The organism is Occallatibacter savannae, from assembly GCF_003131205.1.
GTDB classification, from domain to species: Bacteria; Acidobacteriota; Terriglobia; order Terriglobales; family Acidobacteriaceae; genus Telmatobacter; species Telmatobacter savannae.
Map to the genome: position 1 here is coordinate 1,542,019 of NZ_QFFY01000001.1, position 17,371 is coordinate 1,559,389.

Below are 17,371 nucleotides of genomic sequence, written 5' to 3' on the forward strand. Positions count from 1 at the left end.
ATCGCGTGGGCGCGATTTCAGCCGCTCTTCTTAACCGGCCAGACGTAGGGAGCGGCCTTCTTCGTCCAGGGGTTCGTGGCATAGCGCTGACGCATCAGGGCTCCCACTTCACGAGCGATCGTCGGCACACGGCTGCCGTCGGGCCTGTTCGTGTCTACTTCAGACACACCGTGGTAGCAGCCGTAACGAATCATGCGAAGCGTCAGATAGAGTGCTTCGGGAACGTCGGGATCATCGGGATGAGAGTGGGCATAGTCGATCACCTGCGACCCGAGGTACTCATCGGCGCTCCCCAATGCAAGCAGCGCTGCGTTCTCCTTCTCGGCCACGGCTTTCGTTGACGGCGTGAGAAATGCGACAGACTGAGCTGAGTTTGGAGCAGCCGATGTGGAGCCGGCCATGTTCCAGCCTCCACACCACCAGTTGTCGGCGAAGCTCTCCACGAAGTCGTACGATGCGGAGCGCTGAACTCCTGGGTCGAGGAACGGGCGCAGGCCCGGATTGCGGAGAAGCGCCATCTGCGCTCGGAAGCCCGGATGCGGGCCGGCCTGCTGCTGCAGTTTTTGCGGCAAAAGCGGCAGCATCTTGTCGGCTACCTCTTCATTTTTCAGCATGACAGCCCGGACCCACGTCATCACGGCGACGGACTGGCTGAGTGGCGGCGGGAGCGCCTTCGACTCCGCGGCTTGCGCGAGCGTGTCCAGGGGTACCGACTTGTTGAAGACATCGGTAGCATCTTCGCTGAATTCAACGGCGCTCTTTCTGTCTTTGCAGTCGTACTTGCGCTTGGGGTCCTGCATCACGCTGAGGCATTGATCCAGTGCTGACTGCTGCTCGGACGAGCGATCGAGGATCTTGCGCGGCGCGTCGGACAGAGCGGCTTCGAGCGTAGGCGCTGAGTGCATCCTGAGCCCAGTGAAGAGGTTCAGCGCTGACTCATTGCCGGTGGCCTCAATGTTCGGAAAGTCCCTTTCGAGTTCACGGCGAGCGTCAGGGGCATGGCCGGTGTCGATGAGAAGGCGGAGTCGGTGGAATGCGATGGTGGGCCAGGCAGGCGACGACTGCGGAACTTGCGCGGATGCCGTAATGAGCGCGGAAGCTTCCGGATCGGTGGACGAAACTTTAGCCATCGCGGCAACAAGCCAGGGAACGCTCGTGTTGTGCTGCTGCCACTCGAGGATGGCATGCTTCTTCGCCGCGTCCGCAGGAGACTGGAACGTGATCAGCCAGTCAATCAGAGGAGAGGTGGCGCTGAGCTCGTCGGCGTTGGTGAATGCCTTTTCAAAATCGGATGCCGGCCGGTTGGGCGATTCCATCGAGTCAAAGTCTTCACGAAGTGCGGTCGAGTCCAGCTTGCTGTTTAGATACCAATCGAGATCGGCGAGATCCTGCTTGTATTCGGGGTCAGGCTTGGGCCCGGCGAGCGCCGAAGAAATTTCGCGCAGGCGTTCAGCTGGCTCGGTGCGCAGGCGGACAAAGTTAAGTATCGATTGCACGCCGTGCGGGGAGATGCCTTTCAGGTGCTCACCCTGCAGCGACTCAAGCTGATGCTGCGCCTGCTTCATCAGGTCGGAATTAAAATTGGCCATTCCCTGCTGCGCGTCGTTCTTGGAAGAGAGGAAAGCTTCGCGGATGAGCGTGCGAGCCACCAGGTACCGTGCGATGTTGTGCCAGGGCGAAGCGGAATCCTGGGAGATGGCCTGGAAGCCGGCGCGAGAGGACTGGAACTGCGCTGCGTAGAATTGCGCTGCGGCCTTCTGGTAGGCCCGGTCCTGGCGAAGCAGCAATGGCACCCCGGCAGGTTCGTCCTTCGGCTGAAGGGGATGGATGACCGGCTTTGCTGACTCCGGGTAGAAGAATGCCTGACCTGTTCCCCCACAGTTGGAGAAGACCGCGTCCTGGCCCTCGATCCAGTCGGCGAGTTCAAGGCTGTGCGGACCCCAGGCTTTCGCCCGGTTTTCGAGTGTGCTGACAGCGGTACGGAACGCGTCCGTCTGGCAGTTTTCATATTCGCCCGCGAGAAAGAACCCGGCGCGATAGGTGATGCTGAATTGCTTGACGGGATGAACGTCGGGTGGAGGCGCAGCGTAGTGGCCGCGGGCTTCGAGCCAGAGATCGGCCGGGCCCTCAGGTTCGTTAAATTGGATGGCTTCAGCGGGCTGTTTCGTCCCGACCGTCTCCGTCTCTCTGCCCTGATCAATCACGGAGACGGTGGGCTGATACGCTTTCTGCTCTTCGGGCGAGAGACTTCCTCCGTTCAGGTAGCGGTAGGCGACGGAGAGATCGGTGCGACTGTAGGTCGGCAGCAGCACTCCAAGCCTGCCCGCGACAAAGAGGCTGGGATGATCGGCGCCGAGTTTGCGCACGAACACGTCGTCAGAGAACCCCGGGCTGCATGCATCCACAGAGATGAAGGGGAACATTGAGGCAACGAGAAAAGACAGCATCGAGGTGACCCGTTTCATGGCTCGGTCCTTTGTGCAAAGTTCTTGTCGCTCAGCAGCGGAAGGTCCTGCTGCCATCCACGATCCGGAAAGATGTAGACGCGCCTGCCTGCGAGCAAATCGGGGTGTCGTTCATGGGTGGAGATCCCGATGCTAGCGCTGCAGAGGGGCTCGCGCATCTCGAGCTGCGGCAGTACAGGCGGTGCGAAGCGGCGCTCCGGCTCCATGCGAAAAAACATAGGAACGGCTTCGTCAACCGGCAGACCGCGCATCCAATCGTCGGAACTGCACCAGGATGCAAGTGCTGTGATCGATAAGGGCAGTGCGGGCGGCAGACTGCGGCGAAGATCGTGGAGAAGACGCGTGTAGAACGCGCGTTGCGAACGCCGCGCGTCAAAGTCAATCTGCAGTGCTGCGATCGAGGAGTCGGCCATTGCAGCCTGGACAATCGCCGCGGCTGTCGCGGCTTCCAGCCCGGACGCAATTTCTGCCGGCGCTTCGATGCGGACGACCGAAATGCGCCTGACTCCTTCCGGGTAGAGGACAGGCTGACGGCGTGGCAACACCTTCAGGTTGCGCCCGAGAAGGATCGTCCGATCCAGCACGGCAATTGCCGTGGTCTGCGGATCGATGCCTGTGAGGTCCTCGCGGCGTTCCCAAACCCAGAGAATTCGCGCAGGCAATATACGCATACGGCCCGCTGGCGGCCTCAGGTTCAGAGCGTCAGGTTTGAGACTCAGGCAGCAGAGGAGTAGCGAAGTGAAGCCCAGAATCTTGCCGGCGAGCACATGCATTTTGGTGGACGAGATGAGGATGGACTGAACGGAGCGTCGCGTCAAGCCTGCGAGATCTTCGAGAACCGATTCAGTACACGAGACATCGAATGCCGATCACGGCATAGCGTCGATGCCATCCTGAGGGAAAAAGATCCGGAACACTGTGCCGTGGCGCTGCGCGTCGGTGGACGTGCGAACCGAAATGCGGCCGTGATGCTTGCGCACGATGCTCTGCGTGGCCCACAACCCGAGCCCCGTGCCGGTCTCTTCCTTGGTTGTAAAGAAGGGTTCGAAGAGCCGTTTCTGCATGGCATCCGGAATGCCGTGGCCGTTGTCTGCAACCGTGACAATGATGCCCGGCCGTAAAGTTTCACCCCAGCTGCACCCTCTGCGGATGCGGAGTCGGATGCGCCCTTCACTCCGAAGCGCGTCGAGTGCGTTGCCGACAAGATTGGCAAACGCGTGGCGCAGATCGTTGTGAAAGCAGAGCAGCGGAGATCCCGGCTTGAATTCACGGATGATTGTCGCGTGTTGCTGGTGGAGCCTGGAGGCGAAGAGCGGGATCATCGACTCCATAATCTCGGCCAAGTCGGCGCGCAAAGGAGCGGTGAGCTGTTTGTGAAAGCGCAGGGTCTGCGTCACAACACGCGAAACCCGGGAGAGTTCCTTGTCGGCAGACTCGAGGAACTCGCGCGTCTGCGGATCGAGGCTGCCATTCGAGAGCGCCAGGTAAATCAGATTGGTCACGGCACCCAACGGGTTATTGATTTCGTGAGCCATGCTGGCTGCGAAGCGGCTGGCGGTGGCGAGCTTCTCCGCCTGTCGAAGCGCCTCTTCGCTTTTGCGCAGTGCAGTGAGGTCCTGGATGAAGGCGATGTACTGGTCGCTTGAACCCTCGAGCAGCGTGTATCCGCACATGATCGGAACACGGCTTCCATCTTTGCGGATATATTCCTTCTCGTAAGGTGTGCACGATCCGCGCGCGGCGGCTTCCGCGATATGAGCCTGGTCGAGGGGGCCATACTCCGCCGGCGTCATCGTGTCCCACCGAACCTTACCCGCCTCTAGATCGGCGCGCGTGTAGCCGGTGATGCGCAGGAACTCATCGTTGGCTTCGGTGATAGCGCCGAACCGATCGGGTATGTGAATGCCAAGCAGATCTGCGGCAAAGAGCTTTTGAAAGCGAGACTCCACGGCTCGCGCTTTCATTTCTGCGATTCGGCTGTCGGTTACGTCGCGGGACACGCCAACAGTACCGATCACCCGGCCCGATGCGTCCAGCCAGGGCGCCTTGACGGTGTGCAGGTACGCGGGCCTTCCGTCGAGGATGAGTTCCTGTTCGATTGTGATGGACCGTCCGCTTTGCTGTACGCGCAGATCTTCATCCCTCCATCGCGCTGCAGTCTCGGGGGGAAAGATCTCCATGTCTGTTTTACCGACGATCTCATCCGGCTCAAGGTCGAGCGCATGAGCCCCCGCCGCGTTCATAGCAATGTAAGTGCCGCTTAGATCTTTGATGTACACAAAATCAATGCTGGCATCGAAGAACGCGCGCAGCAGATCCTGCTCGTCAGGCAGCACAGAATGCGAAGTGTGACTTTGGTCGGACATAGGTCGAGCGATGGAGCGGTATGCCTTCCAGCGCAACAATCCCAGGTCCCAACGGAAGGGTGGTTCGGCCCGAGTACAACTTCGAACGGTCCGCTTAGTGTACGGGGCCAAAAATAAGAAGTCCACAAGGATCCTGCAAACAGCATCAGAGGTGCAGGTTAGCTTCGATTCCAGTTCGATTTCGCCCTTGCGGCAACCTAGAATGGAACAACGCGGCGTCAGGCTCGATTCGGCTGCGCGAAAAGGCATCCCTGGAGGAACGATTTGATGGCGGCACCTGCGGCAACGAAACGGACTCATGAGCAAAAGCTGGATCTGCTGGCAGAAGTGGCAGTCAAAGTCGGGCTGGGATTGAAGGAAGGCCAGGAGCTCCTCATGACTGCGTCCCTGGATTCGGTTCCTCTGGCGCGCCGCATCACGGAGCATGCCTATCGAGCAGGCGCGCACCTCGTGACTGTGCTCTATGTCGACGATGACGCGGCACTCATGCGTTATCACTTTGCCCCAGATGCGGCCTTTGACAAGGCTGCGAAATGGCTCTACGACGGCATGGGCGAGGCTTTTCGAAGCGGCGCGGCGCGTCTGGCAATCACCGGTGGCAATCCTTCATTGCTGTCGAACGAGGACCCAGCAAAGGTCGGGCGCGCGAACCGCGCGGTATCGCAGGCATACCGGCCGGCGCTGGAGTTGATTACGCGCCACGAAATCAACTGGACCATCGTGTCGAGCGCGACGCCCGCGTGGGCAGCGCAACTGTATCCGAATGACAGTCCGGAAGTGGCTCTGGACAAGCTCTGGGACGCAATCTTCCAGACCACACGAATCAATGTGGACGACCCGGTGAGCGACTGGAAGAGACACGATGCCGGACTGCAAAAACGTGCCGCGTATCTCAATGAGAAGCGCTACTCTGCGCTGAAGTATCGCGGGCCGGGCACGGACTTCACGCTGGGCCTGGCCGACGATCACGTGTGGATGGGTGGAGGAACGACGGCAGGCAATGGAGTCTACTGCATCCCGAATATGCCGACAGAAGAAGTCTTCAGCATGCCGCACAAGGATCGCGCAGACGGAACCGTAACAGCAACCAAGCCGCTGTCGCATCAGGGCACGATGATCGAAGGCATCCAGGTACGTTTTGAAAAAGGCCGGATCGTGGAAGCTCACGCGAGCCGCGGCGAAGAGGTGCTGCAGAAGCTCATCGATACCGATGACGGGGCGCGTAGATTGGGCGAAGTGGCACTGGTTCCGGCCTCGTCTCCAATTGCTGCAAGCGGGTTGGTGTTTCTGAATACGCTCTTCGATGAAAATGCCGCGTCGCATATTGCGTTGGGTCAGGCCTACTCCTCCTGTGTAAAAGACGGCGACAAACTGAGCAAAGATGAACTCGCTGCCAAGGGCGCGAATGACAGCTTGATTCACGTCGACTGGATGATCGGATCGGACAAGCTCGACATCGATGGAGTGACAGCAACTGGAACCGTAGAGCCGCTGATGCGCAACGGTGAATGGGCGTAGAGCAGGAATTAGGGATTGGGGATCAGGGAACAGGGATTAGAACCGGTAATTTGAATCTCGCGGGTCGGGCGAGGGACGCATGGGAAAGATTGGGATCATTGGTGCGGGAAGCGTCGGGGCAACTATCGCCTATGCGGCGCTGATTCGCGGAGTAGCGCGAGAGATTGACCTCTTCGATATCGCGCGAACGAAGGTCGATGCTGAGGTTCTGGACCTTAACCACGGGCTTCTGTTTCTGCCGCAAGCGTGCGTCGAAGGATCGGACGACGTCGAGGTTTTGCGCGGAGCAGATGTAGTGGTGATGACCGCTGGCGCAAAGCAGAAGCCGGGGCAGACGCGCATGGATCTGGCAGAGGCGAATGCGGGCATCTGCAAGAAGCTGCTGCCTGAGGTCATGCGGGTGGCTCCGGATGCGCTGCTGCTCATGGTGACCAACCCGGTAGACGTGGTGACAGAGATCGCCCTCAAAATTACTGGACTGCCCTGGCAGAGCGTAATCGGCTCGGGCACCGTGCTGGACAGTTCGCGATTCCGGTACCTGGTAGCGAAACACTGCAACGTGGCCGTGCAGAACGTTCACGCCTACATCGCAGGCGAGCACGGCGACTCCGAGATTCCGCTGTGGGCGAGCGCGACGATCGGTTCCATCCCCCTGAGCCAGTGGAGCGTGCCGGGCCACGGGCGACTGACCGCCAGCGATAAAGACGCGATCGTTAAGAACGTGAAAGAAGCTGCGTACCAGGTGATTCAGGGCAAAGGCGCGACAAACTACGCCGTGGGCCTGGCCGTATGCAACATCCTCGAAGCGATTCTGCACAACGAGCGGCGCGTGCTTCCGGTGAGCGGACAGCTTTGTCAGTTCCGTGGCATGGAGGAGGTTTGCCTGAGCCTGCCGCGGATCGTGGGCCGCAGCGGCATGGAGGCTCCTCTGCCGATTCCAATGACGGTGGACGAAGAAACCGGGCTGCAGGAGAGCGCGGAGCGGATTCGAAGCGTGGTTCGCGGGCTTGGATATTAGTGCTGAAGCTGAAACTGGTAGTCGCTATAGTCGATGTTCACCGCGGTACGACCGAAGAGGAAGCTTGAAGATTCGGCATGGGCGTGGGTAGCCATCGCATAGCCCGTCATCTTCACATAGCGGCGCATCATGGATGTTCTCCCAGCGAACACGGACGGCTTCTTGGAAGCCACGCCATCGACTTCGACCAGCGTGTGATCGCGCGCGTCTACCCATAGTGTTCCTTCGACCATGTTCGGAGCTTTGCGATGCGGTGCGATCGCAACGGCTACGCAGTTGCGGCCATCGATAACGCGTGTTACTCCCGGCTTCAACTGCATGTCGTAATTCGCAGTGGTGAACCAGGACTGCGCAACGCGCGACGGATCGTTGATGGCCTTCTCGTTCTCGAGAAGAGGGTAGAGGCCAAACTTCAGCACGACGGCTGAGCCTGACTGCTTAAGAACCGTGTAGCTCTTCCCTGCCCCTTTCTTGTAGGTAACGCGAACCGTCATCTCGGCTGCAGGATGGGTCTGGTCTTCGCCACGATAGACAACATAGCGCTCGATGTTCGAGTACTCAAGAACGTTGTTGTGGCGCGAGATGTTGGCGGCGTCGAGATCGCGAATAATGGCAGAGGGATCGGGCTGCTGAGCGCGCGATGCGCAGAGGCCGAGGATCGGCAAGAAGCCGATCGCGATTGCGCCTGCTGTATGAAGTCTTCTCAACTCGCGTCCAACCGTCACGCCGTCATTCTTGCATCTTCAGGGTTCGATGCAGTGTGACGCGATCGCGGCACTTTCGAAAAGATTACGAGCGATCAAGGGTCAGCCGCGTCATGTGTGTATGTAGATGAACGGCGGCAGAACTGGCGCCGCGAAATCCACGAAAACACTTCAGATCGAGAGGCTTGCAATGAGTGCTTACAAACAGAAGTGTGTCTGGCTGGGGGCGAGTGCCGCCGCTGTGTTCACGATGTGCGCGGCCGGCGCGATTGCCCAGGGGCCTGAAAAATCTGAGCAGCGCTATGAGACCTTTACGCTGAAGAACGCGACCAATCAGCGCACGGCCAACGACATACAGACGGCACTCAGGAACATGATTCCGGCCGCAAAGGTTTATTACGCCGCCACCGAGAATACGCTATCCGTCAGCGGGCGTGCAGAGGATGTGGCGCTGGCCCAGAGAATACTCGCAGATCTGGACAAGCCGCAGAAACTCTACCGCGTGACGTACACGATCAACGACGGGCACGCCGCTCCGAGGAGGCTGACCATGCTTGTTTCACCAGGGCGAAGAGGAATTACGAAGCAAGGTACGCGGGTGCCGATCATGACGGGGTCATACAAAGAGAGCGGCGCGCACGACGCAAATACGCAGTTTCAATACCAGGATATCGGGCTGAACGTGGATGCGGACATCGAGGGATACGGGGATGGGCAACGGCTCACCTCGAAGATCGAAGCGACGAGCGTATCTGACCAGAAGTCGAATGTCGGAATTCAGGATCCGCTGGTGGACCAATCTGTGCTGGAAGCGCAGTCGTTTGTAAACTCTTCGAAGCCTGTGATGCTGGGATCGATCGATCTGGCAGAAGGCAAGCACATGGATGTGCAGGTGGCAATTGAAGCAGTGCAGTAGCGTAGGGGTTTGCCGGCCGGTGCTTCGCATGAGAATCGAAAGCAACCGGCCGGGGTCAACTTAGTTGGGAAGGAAGACAGACCGGACACACTGGTCCGTCTTGTTCTTGAACATCTCGTAGCCGCGAGCAGCTTCTTCCAGCGGGAATCGATGCGTGGCGAGGAACGAGAGATCGAACTCGCCTTTTTGAGCGTGCTCGATCATGCGGCGCATGTACTTTTGCCCGTGCTGCTGCGCCGTACGAACTGTGAGTCCCTTGTTCATGATGACGCCAATGGGAAATTTATCCATCAGCCCGTAGACGCCGAGAATCGAGAGCGTTCCGCCCTTGCGCACGGCCATGATTGCCTCGCGCAGTGCGCCGCCGCGATCGGTCTCCATCCGCATTGCCTGCTTCACGCGGTCGTAGGCGTATTGGACGCCGGTACCGTGCGCTTCCATGCCGACGGCGTCGATGCAGGAGTCCGGCCCGCGGCCGCCAGTCATGTCTTTGAGAACTTCCAGGACGCTGTCGACCCCTTCGTAGTTGATAGTGACGGAGCCGACGTGCTTGCGCGCCATCTCCAGCCGTTCCGGGAACCGGTCAATTCCGATCACGCGCCCGGCGCCCATCAGGTATGCGGCTTTCTGCGCGGCAAGGCCAACCCCGCCACATCCCCAGACGGCCACGGTGTCACCCGGTGCGATGTCGCAGAAGTCCGCACCCATATAACCCGTCGGTCCCGCATCGGAGAGGAAGATGACCTGCTCGTCCCGAAGCCCTTCGGGTACCTCGAAGCAATCCGTATCCGCGTGGGGAATGCGCACGTATTGCGCATGCGCTCCTGCGTATCCTCCAAACGCGTGCGTGTACCCGTAGATTCCCGCTGTCGGATAACCGAGCAGCGGCTCCTGAAGATTCGCGTTTGGATTCGTGTTGTCGCAGAGCGACCAGAGGTCGTGCTTGCAATACCAGCAGCTGCCGCAGCAGACGAACGACGGGATAACGACGCGGGTTCCGCGCTTGATGCGCTTGACCTCAGGACCGGTCTCTACGATCTCGCCCATAAATTCGTGACCGATGATGTCGCCGGCGCGCATCGTCGGTATGTATCCATCGATAAAGTGCAGGTCTGACCCGCAGGTGGTCGACATGGTAACTTTCAGGATTGCGTCGTGCGGATTCACGATACTCGGATCCGGCACCGATTCGACGCGGAGATCGTTCACGCCGTTCCAGCAGAGTGCTCTCATACCAGGTCTCCTCTCCAGCGGTTGTTGACCTGCGACTCGTTCTGAGAACGGGCCGAAGAATTGCGCTCGAGCGTGGGGATCTCGCCGGTCTCCGCCAGTGCCTTGAAATTGTGAAGCACCTTGCCGATTACCATGTGCGGCGCTTTATCGAAGAAAGAAGAGATCGCGCGGATGGTGCGGCCGCCCTGAAGACGCGAGAAGTCCACAAGGTATTCGAGAGTCACCTCAGTTCCACGGTTCTGCGGAGCGGGATTGAGATGGAACCACTCGTTGATCTGCAGGCCGCCGTCGGGCATCGTAGACCAATGCACCATTTCGTTCGGTCGCTCTTCCACCATCACGGCTTCACCCGAGACAGCCGGTCCGATGGGCAGGGGAACAGACCAGCGGATGTGGTTCTGTCCTGCAATATCGATGTCGGCCCATGGGCGCATGAGACGCGTCATGGTGTCAGGGTTGCGCCAGAGCGCATAGAGTTCAGCCGCATCTTTCCCGATTGTGATGGACTGATGGATGCGCTGCGTTGCCGGAGATCCGGCGCTGAGCCCGAGTTTCTGCGAGACCGCACAAGCGCCCGACACACCGTCGTAGATCAGGGCGCCTCCGGCCGCGGCGGCTGTCCACGCAATGATGGATCGCTTTCGCAGCACGGGAGCGAGTAGCAGAGCTCCAGAAGCAATTGTGATGGCGCGCTCTGTTGTACCTGAGCGCTGGGCGGCGCGCGATCGTCCGTTGCGTCCGTTGGTGAACGAATTTGACATGGAAGTACTCCGAAGACAATTTTGGTTGGCGCAAGTTGAGTTCTGGCCACGATCTTTATGTGTGCTGCGCAGAGTGGAAGCGCTGATCGCCGACCGCATCACAGGGCATGGATGGCGCACTGCTTAAGCGTGTTGCTTTAGAGAGCGGGTCGGAAAAGCAAACAACAGAGAACGTCAAATACGCATTCGAGTTCTCATCCACCCTGCGAGGAGTTCAGCTCATGCGCAAGGCTCCCGATCGCATAAACAAGGCAGTTCTGCAGCAACGAACCAGATAAGTCCTCAGCAGAGTCGCGCGTAAAGTTGAATCGGATCGCCTGAGACCGAGGGACTTTCTGTTGCGGTTTTCTTCGTTCTCCGACGCTGTCGTTCCATGCAGTTTCTTAACCCCGGAGAGCCAATCGATTTAGCAGCCGAATTAAGCCTAACTTAAGGAAAACCAGCCATTTGACACACGAGCCCGCGAAAGGATTCAGCTATTTATTTCGCACCGGAAACCGCAACCTTGCGGCCCAGCCGTGTTTTTACTGGACATGAACGGCGCAGCAGGAAGCAGCAAGAGCCAAGCTTCCAGAGCTGGTCAGCCGGTTCGGATTAAAGTCCCGAAGGGACGGAGGTATTTATGAAGAACGTAGCGAAATGGGTACTTGGAGCAGCAGTGTTGGCCGGCGGTTTGGCGATGGGTGCTCCGAAAGCAGATGCGGCCCAGTGGAGAGTCTCGGTAGGTGTTGGAGATCAGGCCTACGTTCCTCCTTGCCCCGGCCCCGGATATTCCTGGGTGAACGGCTACTACGACGGTGGATATTGGGTACCGGGATATTGGAACTATGTGGGCGGCGTTAGCTACACCTACTATGGCGGCGGATACCGTCACATCGACCGCGATGACTATCGCCGGTACGATCGCGACCATGATCGCCGCTGGGATCGAGATGGCGATAGGCGCTTCTATGACCGCGACGATCATCGCCGCTTCGATCGAGATGACCATTTCCGCGGCGGCGACCGGGATCACGACCACTGGCGCAGGTAAGCTGCCCGCGATGGATCGCTTATAGATAAAGTTCGTTAAATATAGTTCGCTGGTTCATCTGTCCCACTTGCCTCGCGGCCTCTCCTCAACAGAGAGGCCGTTCTTTCTGCACTGGTCCCGCAGGCGAGGGAGGCGATTAGTTTGCCGTCGGCTCTTCGACGTGATCGACCACGACAACATCGATCGGATCTTTTGCAGAGGCCAGCCTCAGCCCGAGTTGCTCGCGAATAAGCGTCAACAGCGACGGACCGTTCGGATCGCGAACCGCGGCTGCCGCTGACTTCAAAGTGATGTTGTAGACGCCACGAATTCCGGTGCGGTCTATCACCGGCAGGTCGATTCCCCGGATCTCCGTCAGCTGCTGCGCAAACTCAGACATTGAAGTGTTTGAGAAGACGAAGCTCCCATTTACGACGCGGGGGAACGTCTCGCGCGGGTAGGAAGCGGGAAGTTTATCCGACTTGTCCGGAGAAAGCTTGGGGCCACCCTTGTCCACGACGAGTTCGTAGACGGGGGTCAACTTCTGCTGATGATGGAGTCGGAGGCCGAATCTGGAGGCAAGCAGGCTCTGGAGCATGAGACGCACGTCGGCTTCAGACGCGGATCCTGCAGCGCGAGCGCGCACATCGTAGCGATGATTGTGCAGCAGGCCCGGGTTAGCGAGTTGGTAGTGCTGCAGGCCGTAAGCCCACTCGATCATCGCATCGACGTCTATGTTGCGCAGCGTCAGCCCGTCGGGCGTGGGCTGGATTTGAGAACGCGTGCTTCCCTCCCCTCCGGGAGTATCCAAGGCGGCGGGACGAATCGAAGCGACCTCGAACGTGAGCCGCTGGGAAGGGGTCTGGCTGGCAAGAACCACCGTGTGGCAAATGCCGGCTGCAACGATCCAGAGAGACGAAGCAAATGCCGGGCGGAGAAGCCGCATCAACATGGACGCCATGCTAGCGCAGAACCTCGTCAGCTGGTTGAACTTCGTGCCGGTACCGCAACTTATTCCGAGAATGATTGTTCAAATAAATAGCAGCCGGCAGATCGGAGAAGTGGCCGGCTAGTGCTGAGGTAAACGATCCTGGACTGCAAGAGGATCGAACAGCACGGGAAGACGACAAAGTTTATGAAAACCTTAAAGTTAGGCCTATTCGCGCTGATTCTTGCTCTGCCCTTCGTCGCCGTGAAATCGACTGAAGCGCAGGTCTCTGTAGGCATCGGCATCGGTCCGGAAGTGGTTCCAGCGCCAGCGGAGTACGTGGATTACGGTCCGCCGGTTTGTGATTGGGGCTACTACCCCTACTATCCTTACGCTTGCGCGCCCTACGGCTACTACGGACCTAACTGGTTTGTCGGCGGAGTCTTCCTGGGTGCGGGCCCCTGGTACGGATGGGGCTGGCGGCACGCCGGCTATTACGGCGGACGCGGTTACTACGGCGGTCGCGGTTGGTACGGCGGCCGGGGCTGGTACGGCCATGATCACGACTGGGGCAGAGGCGGCTATCGAGGCGGGTACGGCGGTGGATACCGCGGCGGCTACGGAGGCGGTTATCACGGCGGAGTTGCTCCGCGTGCCTTTGGCGGCGGCGGAGGATTCCACGGTGGTGGCGGATTCCATGGCGGCGGTGGAGGTTTCCACGGCGGTGGCGGCCATCGATAAGAGATTGAGCTAGATTAGAGTTCTACCGGCCCGGGTGCTCAGGCATCCGGGCTTTCTGTTTTCGGGATCATTATCTGCCCAGCGAAACGAGGCGCTCGGCGATTGTCTGCGCGGCTTGTGGGTGAGCCTGGGTCAGAGCAGCGGCCGACATTGTCGCCAGGCGCTCGGGCGACGTGAGCAGCTGGACGAGATGGTCGAGCACCTTGTCATGATCAGCAAGTTCGGGCTCCTTCACCATGATGGCCGCACCTACGTTCACCATCTCCTCGGCGTTCCAGGTCTGGTGGTCGTCCGCAGCCGCCGCAAAGGGTACGAGCAACGCAGGCTTACCCGCTGCGGCCAGTTCCGCTACCGTCGAGGCGCCGCTGCGCGCCATCACCAGATTCGCCTGCGCAAAACGCGCCGGCATGTCGTCCAGAAATCCGCTGACCCGCCACCGCCCCGGATCCGCCCCGCTTTCGCGGTATGCAGCCTCTGTGGTTTCCGCATGGCGCGCTCCAGCCTGATGCAGAATCGTGAGCCCCGGCACGGCATGCAGCAACGCAGGTGCGATGGCTGGCAGAGTGGTGTTGAAGAGGCGCGCTCCTTGAGATCCACCAAACACCAAAAGGTGCGGCGAGCTGCCCGTAGCCGGAGCAAGTTTAAAAAACTCCGGACGTACAGGGATTCCGGTGACCTCCGCATTCCGAAAATACAGCGCTGCGGCGGGAAAATTTACGGCGGCAGCCTGAACGTGCTTGCCCACCAGGCGGTTCGCAAGGCCCGGCATCGCATTCGGTTCGAAGGCCATGGTGGGAATGCCAAGAGAGATCGCAGCAGCCATTCCCGGCCCGGACGCATATCCCCCGACACCGAGCACAACTTTGGGCTTGAACTCGCCGATGAGTCTGCGACATGCAAAGACGCTGCGCGGCAGATCGAGCATGGTGTTAATGCGCGTCGCCAGAGATACGTTTTTGAGCGGACCCACTTCAATCAGACGAAGCTGAAAACCTGCCGCAGGCACCAGGCGCGATTCCATGCCGCGCGACGTCCCGAGAAAAAGTACGTCAGCGGAATACTTTGTTACAAGCTCGTGCGCAACGGCAAGCGCCGGAATGATGTGGCCGCCGGTCCCTCCTCCTGCGATCAGAACGCGGATACCGGAACCTGAAGTTCCAGTCGCTGTCTGAGCTAAGGTCGCGTCCATGCTCCTATCGTATTGCCCTGCCCCGCGCAGGCCGCGCCACCCGGCCGGCTACTGAACTCCATTTGTCAACAAAGCCTGCCGCGAGTTCTCTGGCCATCCGCGCGTGGTAACCAGATCGCAAAACCTTTGTTTGATTGACAGCAACGACACCCCACGAGATGATCGCCGAAACTCCAACCACAGGAACGAGGGCCCATGTCGACTCAGTGCAGGCTGTGCGGTTTGCATATACCCGAAGGTGTGACGTCGTGCATGATGTGCGGCAACAGGAACCTCGCCCCTGCTGCAGTTGGCGAAACCGTCGTGCCGTCTCTCGGGGTGCAGAGCGCCACAAGAGCTCCGGGACAAGCCTCGTTCTCGAAGTGGCTGTGGGCGGTGGCAATCAGCCTTATCGTCTCGCCCATCATCCGCGTGCTCGCCATCATGAACAATGAACTGCCCAGGTTGAGCAGCGACCAGTTCCAGACCTATGTGCAGAGCCATCCTGGCCTGCTGAATCTTCTCTATTTCGAGATCGGGATGAACGCGTTCCTGGTCATCTCCGCACTGGCTCTGAACTTCCTCTTTTACACCAGGCACAAGAGCTTTCCAATGCTGATGGTGGCCTACGTGTCACTCACAGTCCTGTTCAGGGTGGCCGTGGTGTCCGCGATCAACTCAATGTTTCCCGATGCGAATCTGTCCGCCGGTTACATCACCCTGGTCCGGTACCTGCTTTGGGCGGGAGCAATCATTCCCTATCTGTTGACGTCAGGCGATGTAAAGAAGCGCTTCGTCAACTAGCAGCGTATTTAGCTGTCGAACCCGCACATCCCGCCGCCGCAGCACTGGCCGGAAGCGCACGGAGGTGCAGCGGGCTGCTGGCCGCCTGCGCCCTTGGTGATTGCACCCGCTCCGCCGCTGATCAGACGCCTGACGTGACCACCGCACTCGGGGCACTGCTCGACAGCCGCATCGCTCATCTTCTGACGCTTCTCAAAGTGGCAGGAACACTCTTCGCATAAATATTCGTAGGCAGGCATCGCAACACCTCTATCCCATTCTAGACATCTTCCGCCAGCTACTCCTCCCTTAGGATGCGAGTGCCTTCCGAGCGCCCGCGGCTCAATCGGAGGGGAGCGTTTTCCCAGATTTCGCTCCGAATCTTGCCTCTCTGCGGCATACTGGAGTGCGATGAACGTAGGCAAAAGGCCGTGGCCTCTGGTCGTGATTGCATCCCTTTACCTTCTGGTAGGTGTGATTGGGTTCGTGGCGCACTTTCCGGAGTTGTGGGCGCGTCACCCAGATGCCGTCGCGATCGAGCTCACGGAGCTCACAGGAGCGATCAGCGGGGTGGGGCTGCTCATGCGTCAGCAGTGGGCCCGCTGGCTTGCTCTGGCATGGATACTCTTCCATGTCGGGCTGAGCCTGTTCCATCCGATCGGAGAGCTGGCCGTGCATGCGGCTTTCTGCGCAATGATCGTATGGGCTCTGTTCTGCGCTGAGACATCGACCTGGTTCCGCGGACCGGCCGCTCCAGCCGCATGAACTTTCGTTCATAGTTACCATCGTCAAAAAGCCGATTTAACGTGCTGCAACATTCCTGCATCCAAAGTTGTTGATGAACGCCTTAAAGAAGTCCCTAAGCATATCTACCTGCCTGATTTGCCTGGCCTGCGCGCCGCTTTCGGGACGTTGCCAAAGCGCACTGGAATTGCCCGATGCCCCCGCACCGGCCTCGGTGGCCGAGAGTGCGCGAGCCGCGGCATCACCCGAACCCTTCGGCAACCTCGCCGCCTTTGATGGATCGGCACAGCCCGGGAGACCCCAGGTCGACACCACCACCGGAGAGCCGCAACGAGAAGCCACCTGGCGCAGCATGCCCGGCGATTTCCTGCACGACCAGAAAGATCTCTGGACCTTCCCGGTACGGCTATTCAAGGGAAACGCCCTGGTCCCGACCGCGCTGGTCGTAGGCGGGACCGTCGCGCTGATCTACCTCGACCCGCATGACGCTCCCTACTTCCGCAAGCACCAGAAGAACCTGGACAAAGTCAATGACGTCTTCGATCCCATGATCACGACTGGAGAGGTGATCGCGCTGCCCGCCGGACTGCTGACCGCCGGCTATCTCCGGCACGATAACCGGGAGGTCAACACTGCGCTGCTGGCTACCGAGGCATATGGCGACAGCGTAGTCATCAACCTCGCAATCAAGGCAATCACCCGTCGTCAGCGGCCGAGCGATGTACCTCCGGGCGGCGACTTCGGCGACACCTTCTTCAATGGCGGCAAATCTCCGCTCAAAGGCAGCAGCTTCCCTTCAGGACACTCGACCGCTGTCTGGTCCGTTGCCACCGTCGTAGCGGAACGCTACAGACATCGCGGCAAGCCCTGGGTTCCGGTGCTCGCCTACACCATGGCGACGGCCATCAGCTTCTCGCGCATTACGGAATCGGCGCACTTCGCTTCCGACGTCTTCATGGGAGCATCGCTGGGGTACTCGATCGCGAAATACCAGACCCTGAAACCGAGGTAAGA

17 protein-coding genes are annotated in these 17,371 nt (G+C 59.6%); 8 read left to right on the plus strand and 9 right to left on the minus strand.

Annotated features, from left to right (window positions below; all coding sequences use genetic code 11):
• Positions 1–17: 17 nt before the first annotated feature.
• From DHV10_RS06770 to DHV10_RS26960, 3 genes are read right to left on the minus strand one after another with little or no spacing between them, the layout of a single operon-like run.
• Positions 18–2,465 (minus strand): hypothetical protein, encoded by a 2,448-nt coding sequence (locus DHV10_RS06770; protein ID WP_109485485.1) that lies wholly within the window; start codon positions 2,463–2,465, stop codon positions 18–20.
• Positions 2,462–3,283 carry a DUF3142 domain-containing protein gene (locus DHV10_RS06775; protein WP_109485486.1) on the minus strand — a complete coding sequence of 274 codons (822 nt, stop codon included), beginning with the start codon at positions 3,281–3,283 and terminating at the stop codon, positions 2,462–2,464. The genes DHV10_RS06770 and DHV10_RS06775 overlap by 4 nt, the downstream gene beginning before the upstream one ends.
• A 51-nt stretch (positions 3,284–3,334) precedes the next feature.
• On the minus strand, positions 3,335–4,831 hold the full coding sequence (locus tag DHV10_RS26960; protein ID WP_162601268.1) for a PAS domain-containing protein: 1,497 nt from the start codon (positions 4,829–4,831) through the stop codon (positions 3,335–3,337).
• Between the two features lie 267 nt (positions 4,832–5,098).
• Between DHV10_RS26960 and DHV10_RS06795 the strand changes: the two genes are divergently transcribed.
• Both DHV10_RS06795 and DHV10_RS06800 read left to right on the plus strand, forming a co-directional pair.
• Positions 5,099–6,349: an aminopeptidase gene (locus DHV10_RS06795; RefSeq protein WP_109485487.1), complete on the plus strand. Its 1,251-nt coding sequence runs from the start codon at positions 5,099–5,101 to the stop codon at positions 6,347–6,349.
• 79 nt (positions 6,350–6,428) lie between these two features.
• Positions 6,429–7,367, plus strand: a complete 939-nt coding sequence (locus tag DHV10_RS06800) for an L-lactate dehydrogenase (RefSeq protein WP_109485488.1) — start codon at positions 6,429–6,431, stop codon at positions 7,365–7,367.
• Here the strand turns inward: DHV10_RS06800 and DHV10_RS06805 are convergent.
• Positions 7,364–8,092 (minus strand): hypothetical protein, encoded by a 729-nt coding sequence (locus DHV10_RS06805; RefSeq protein WP_109485489.1) that lies wholly within the window; start codon positions 8,090–8,092, stop codon positions 7,364–7,366. The two genes, DHV10_RS06800 and DHV10_RS06805, sit on opposite strands and share 4 nt — an antisense overlap.
• A 169-nt stretch (positions 8,093–8,261) precedes the next feature.
• Between DHV10_RS06805 and DHV10_RS06810 the strand changes: the two genes are divergently transcribed.
• Complete coding sequence (locus DHV10_RS06810) at positions 8,262–8,987, plus strand: secretin N-terminal domain-containing protein (RefSeq protein ID WP_162601269.1); 726 nt, start codon at positions 8,262–8,264, stop codon at positions 8,985–8,987.
• A 60-nt stretch (positions 8,988–9,047) separates the two neighbouring features.
• On the opposite strand, the gene DHV10_RS06815 is transcribed toward DHV10_RS06810, so the two are convergent.
• The gene (locus DHV10_RS06815; protein WP_109485491.1) at positions 9,048–10,220 is read right to left on the minus strand and encodes a zinc-dependent alcohol dehydrogenase; all 1,173 of its coding nucleotides are present in this window, start codon (positions 10,218–10,220) and stop codon (positions 9,048–9,050) included.
• Positions 10,217–10,981, minus strand: a complete 765-nt coding sequence (locus tag DHV10_RS06820; protein ID WP_162601270.1) for an SRPBCC family protein — start codon at positions 10,979–10,981, stop codon at positions 10,217–10,219. Before DHV10_RS06820 ends, DHV10_RS06815 begins: the two co-directional genes overlap by 4 nt.
• A gap of 622 nt (positions 10,982–11,603) precedes the next feature.
• On the opposite strand from DHV10_RS06820, the gene DHV10_RS06825 reads away from it, so the two are divergent.
• Positions 11,604–12,014 carry a hypothetical protein gene (locus DHV10_RS06825; RefSeq protein WP_109485493.1) on the plus strand — a complete coding sequence of 137 codons (411 nt, stop codon included), beginning with the start codon at positions 11,604–11,606 and terminating at the stop codon, positions 12,012–12,014.
• Positions 12,015–12,150: 136 nt separating this feature from the next.
• Here the strand turns inward: DHV10_RS06825 and DHV10_RS06830 are convergent, their stop codons facing one another.
• Complete coding sequence (locus DHV10_RS06830; protein ID WP_109485494.1) at positions 12,151–12,954, minus strand: TIGR03435 family protein; 804 nt, start codon at positions 12,952–12,954, stop codon at positions 12,151–12,153.
• 174 nt (positions 12,955–13,128) lie between these two features.
• Between DHV10_RS06830 and DHV10_RS26965 the strand changes: the two genes are divergently transcribed.
• Positions 13,129–13,662 (plus strand): hypothetical protein, encoded by a 534-nt coding sequence (locus DHV10_RS26965; protein ID WP_162601076.1) that lies wholly within the window; start codon positions 13,129–13,131, stop codon positions 13,660–13,662.
• 70 nt (positions 13,663–13,732) lie between these two features.
• Here DHV10_RS26965 and murG read toward each other — a convergent pair whose 3' ends face one another.
• Positions 13,733–14,851, minus strand: a complete 1,119-nt coding sequence (murG, locus tag DHV10_RS06840) for an undecaprenyldiphospho-muramoylpentapeptide beta-N-acetylglucosaminyltransferase (protein WP_109485495.1) — start codon at positions 14,849–14,851, stop codon at positions 13,733–13,735.
• Between the two features lie 195 nt (positions 14,852–15,046).
• Here murG and DHV10_RS06845 point away from each other — a divergent pair, with 195 nt between their 5' ends.
• A complete protein-coding gene (locus DHV10_RS06845) occupies positions 15,047–15,634 on the plus strand; it encodes a DUF2569 family protein (protein WP_109485496.1) in 588 nt (195 codons plus the stop codon).
• An 8-nt stretch (positions 15,635–15,642) separates the two neighbouring features.
• Here DHV10_RS06845 and DHV10_RS06850 read toward each other — a convergent pair whose 3' ends face one another.
• A complete protein-coding gene (locus tag DHV10_RS06850; RefSeq protein WP_109485497.1) occupies positions 15,643–15,873 on the minus strand; it encodes an FmdB family zinc ribbon protein in 231 nt (76 codons plus the stop codon).
• 151 nt (positions 15,874–16,024) lie between these two features.
• On the opposite strand from DHV10_RS06850, the gene DHV10_RS06855 reads away from it, so the two are divergent.
• Both DHV10_RS06855 and DHV10_RS06860 read left to right on the plus strand, forming a co-directional pair.
• Positions 16,025–16,378: a hypothetical protein gene (locus DHV10_RS06855; protein WP_109485498.1), complete on the plus strand. Its 354-nt coding sequence runs from the start codon at positions 16,025–16,027 to the stop codon at positions 16,376–16,378.
• Between the two features lie 166 nt (positions 16,379–16,544).
• Positions 16,545–17,369 carry a phosphatase PAP2 family protein gene (locus DHV10_RS06860; RefSeq protein ID WP_162601271.1) on the plus strand — a complete coding sequence of 275 codons (825 nt, stop codon included), beginning with the start codon at positions 16,545–16,547 and terminating at the stop codon, positions 17,367–17,369.
• Positions 17,370–17,371: the final 2 nt, after the last annotated feature.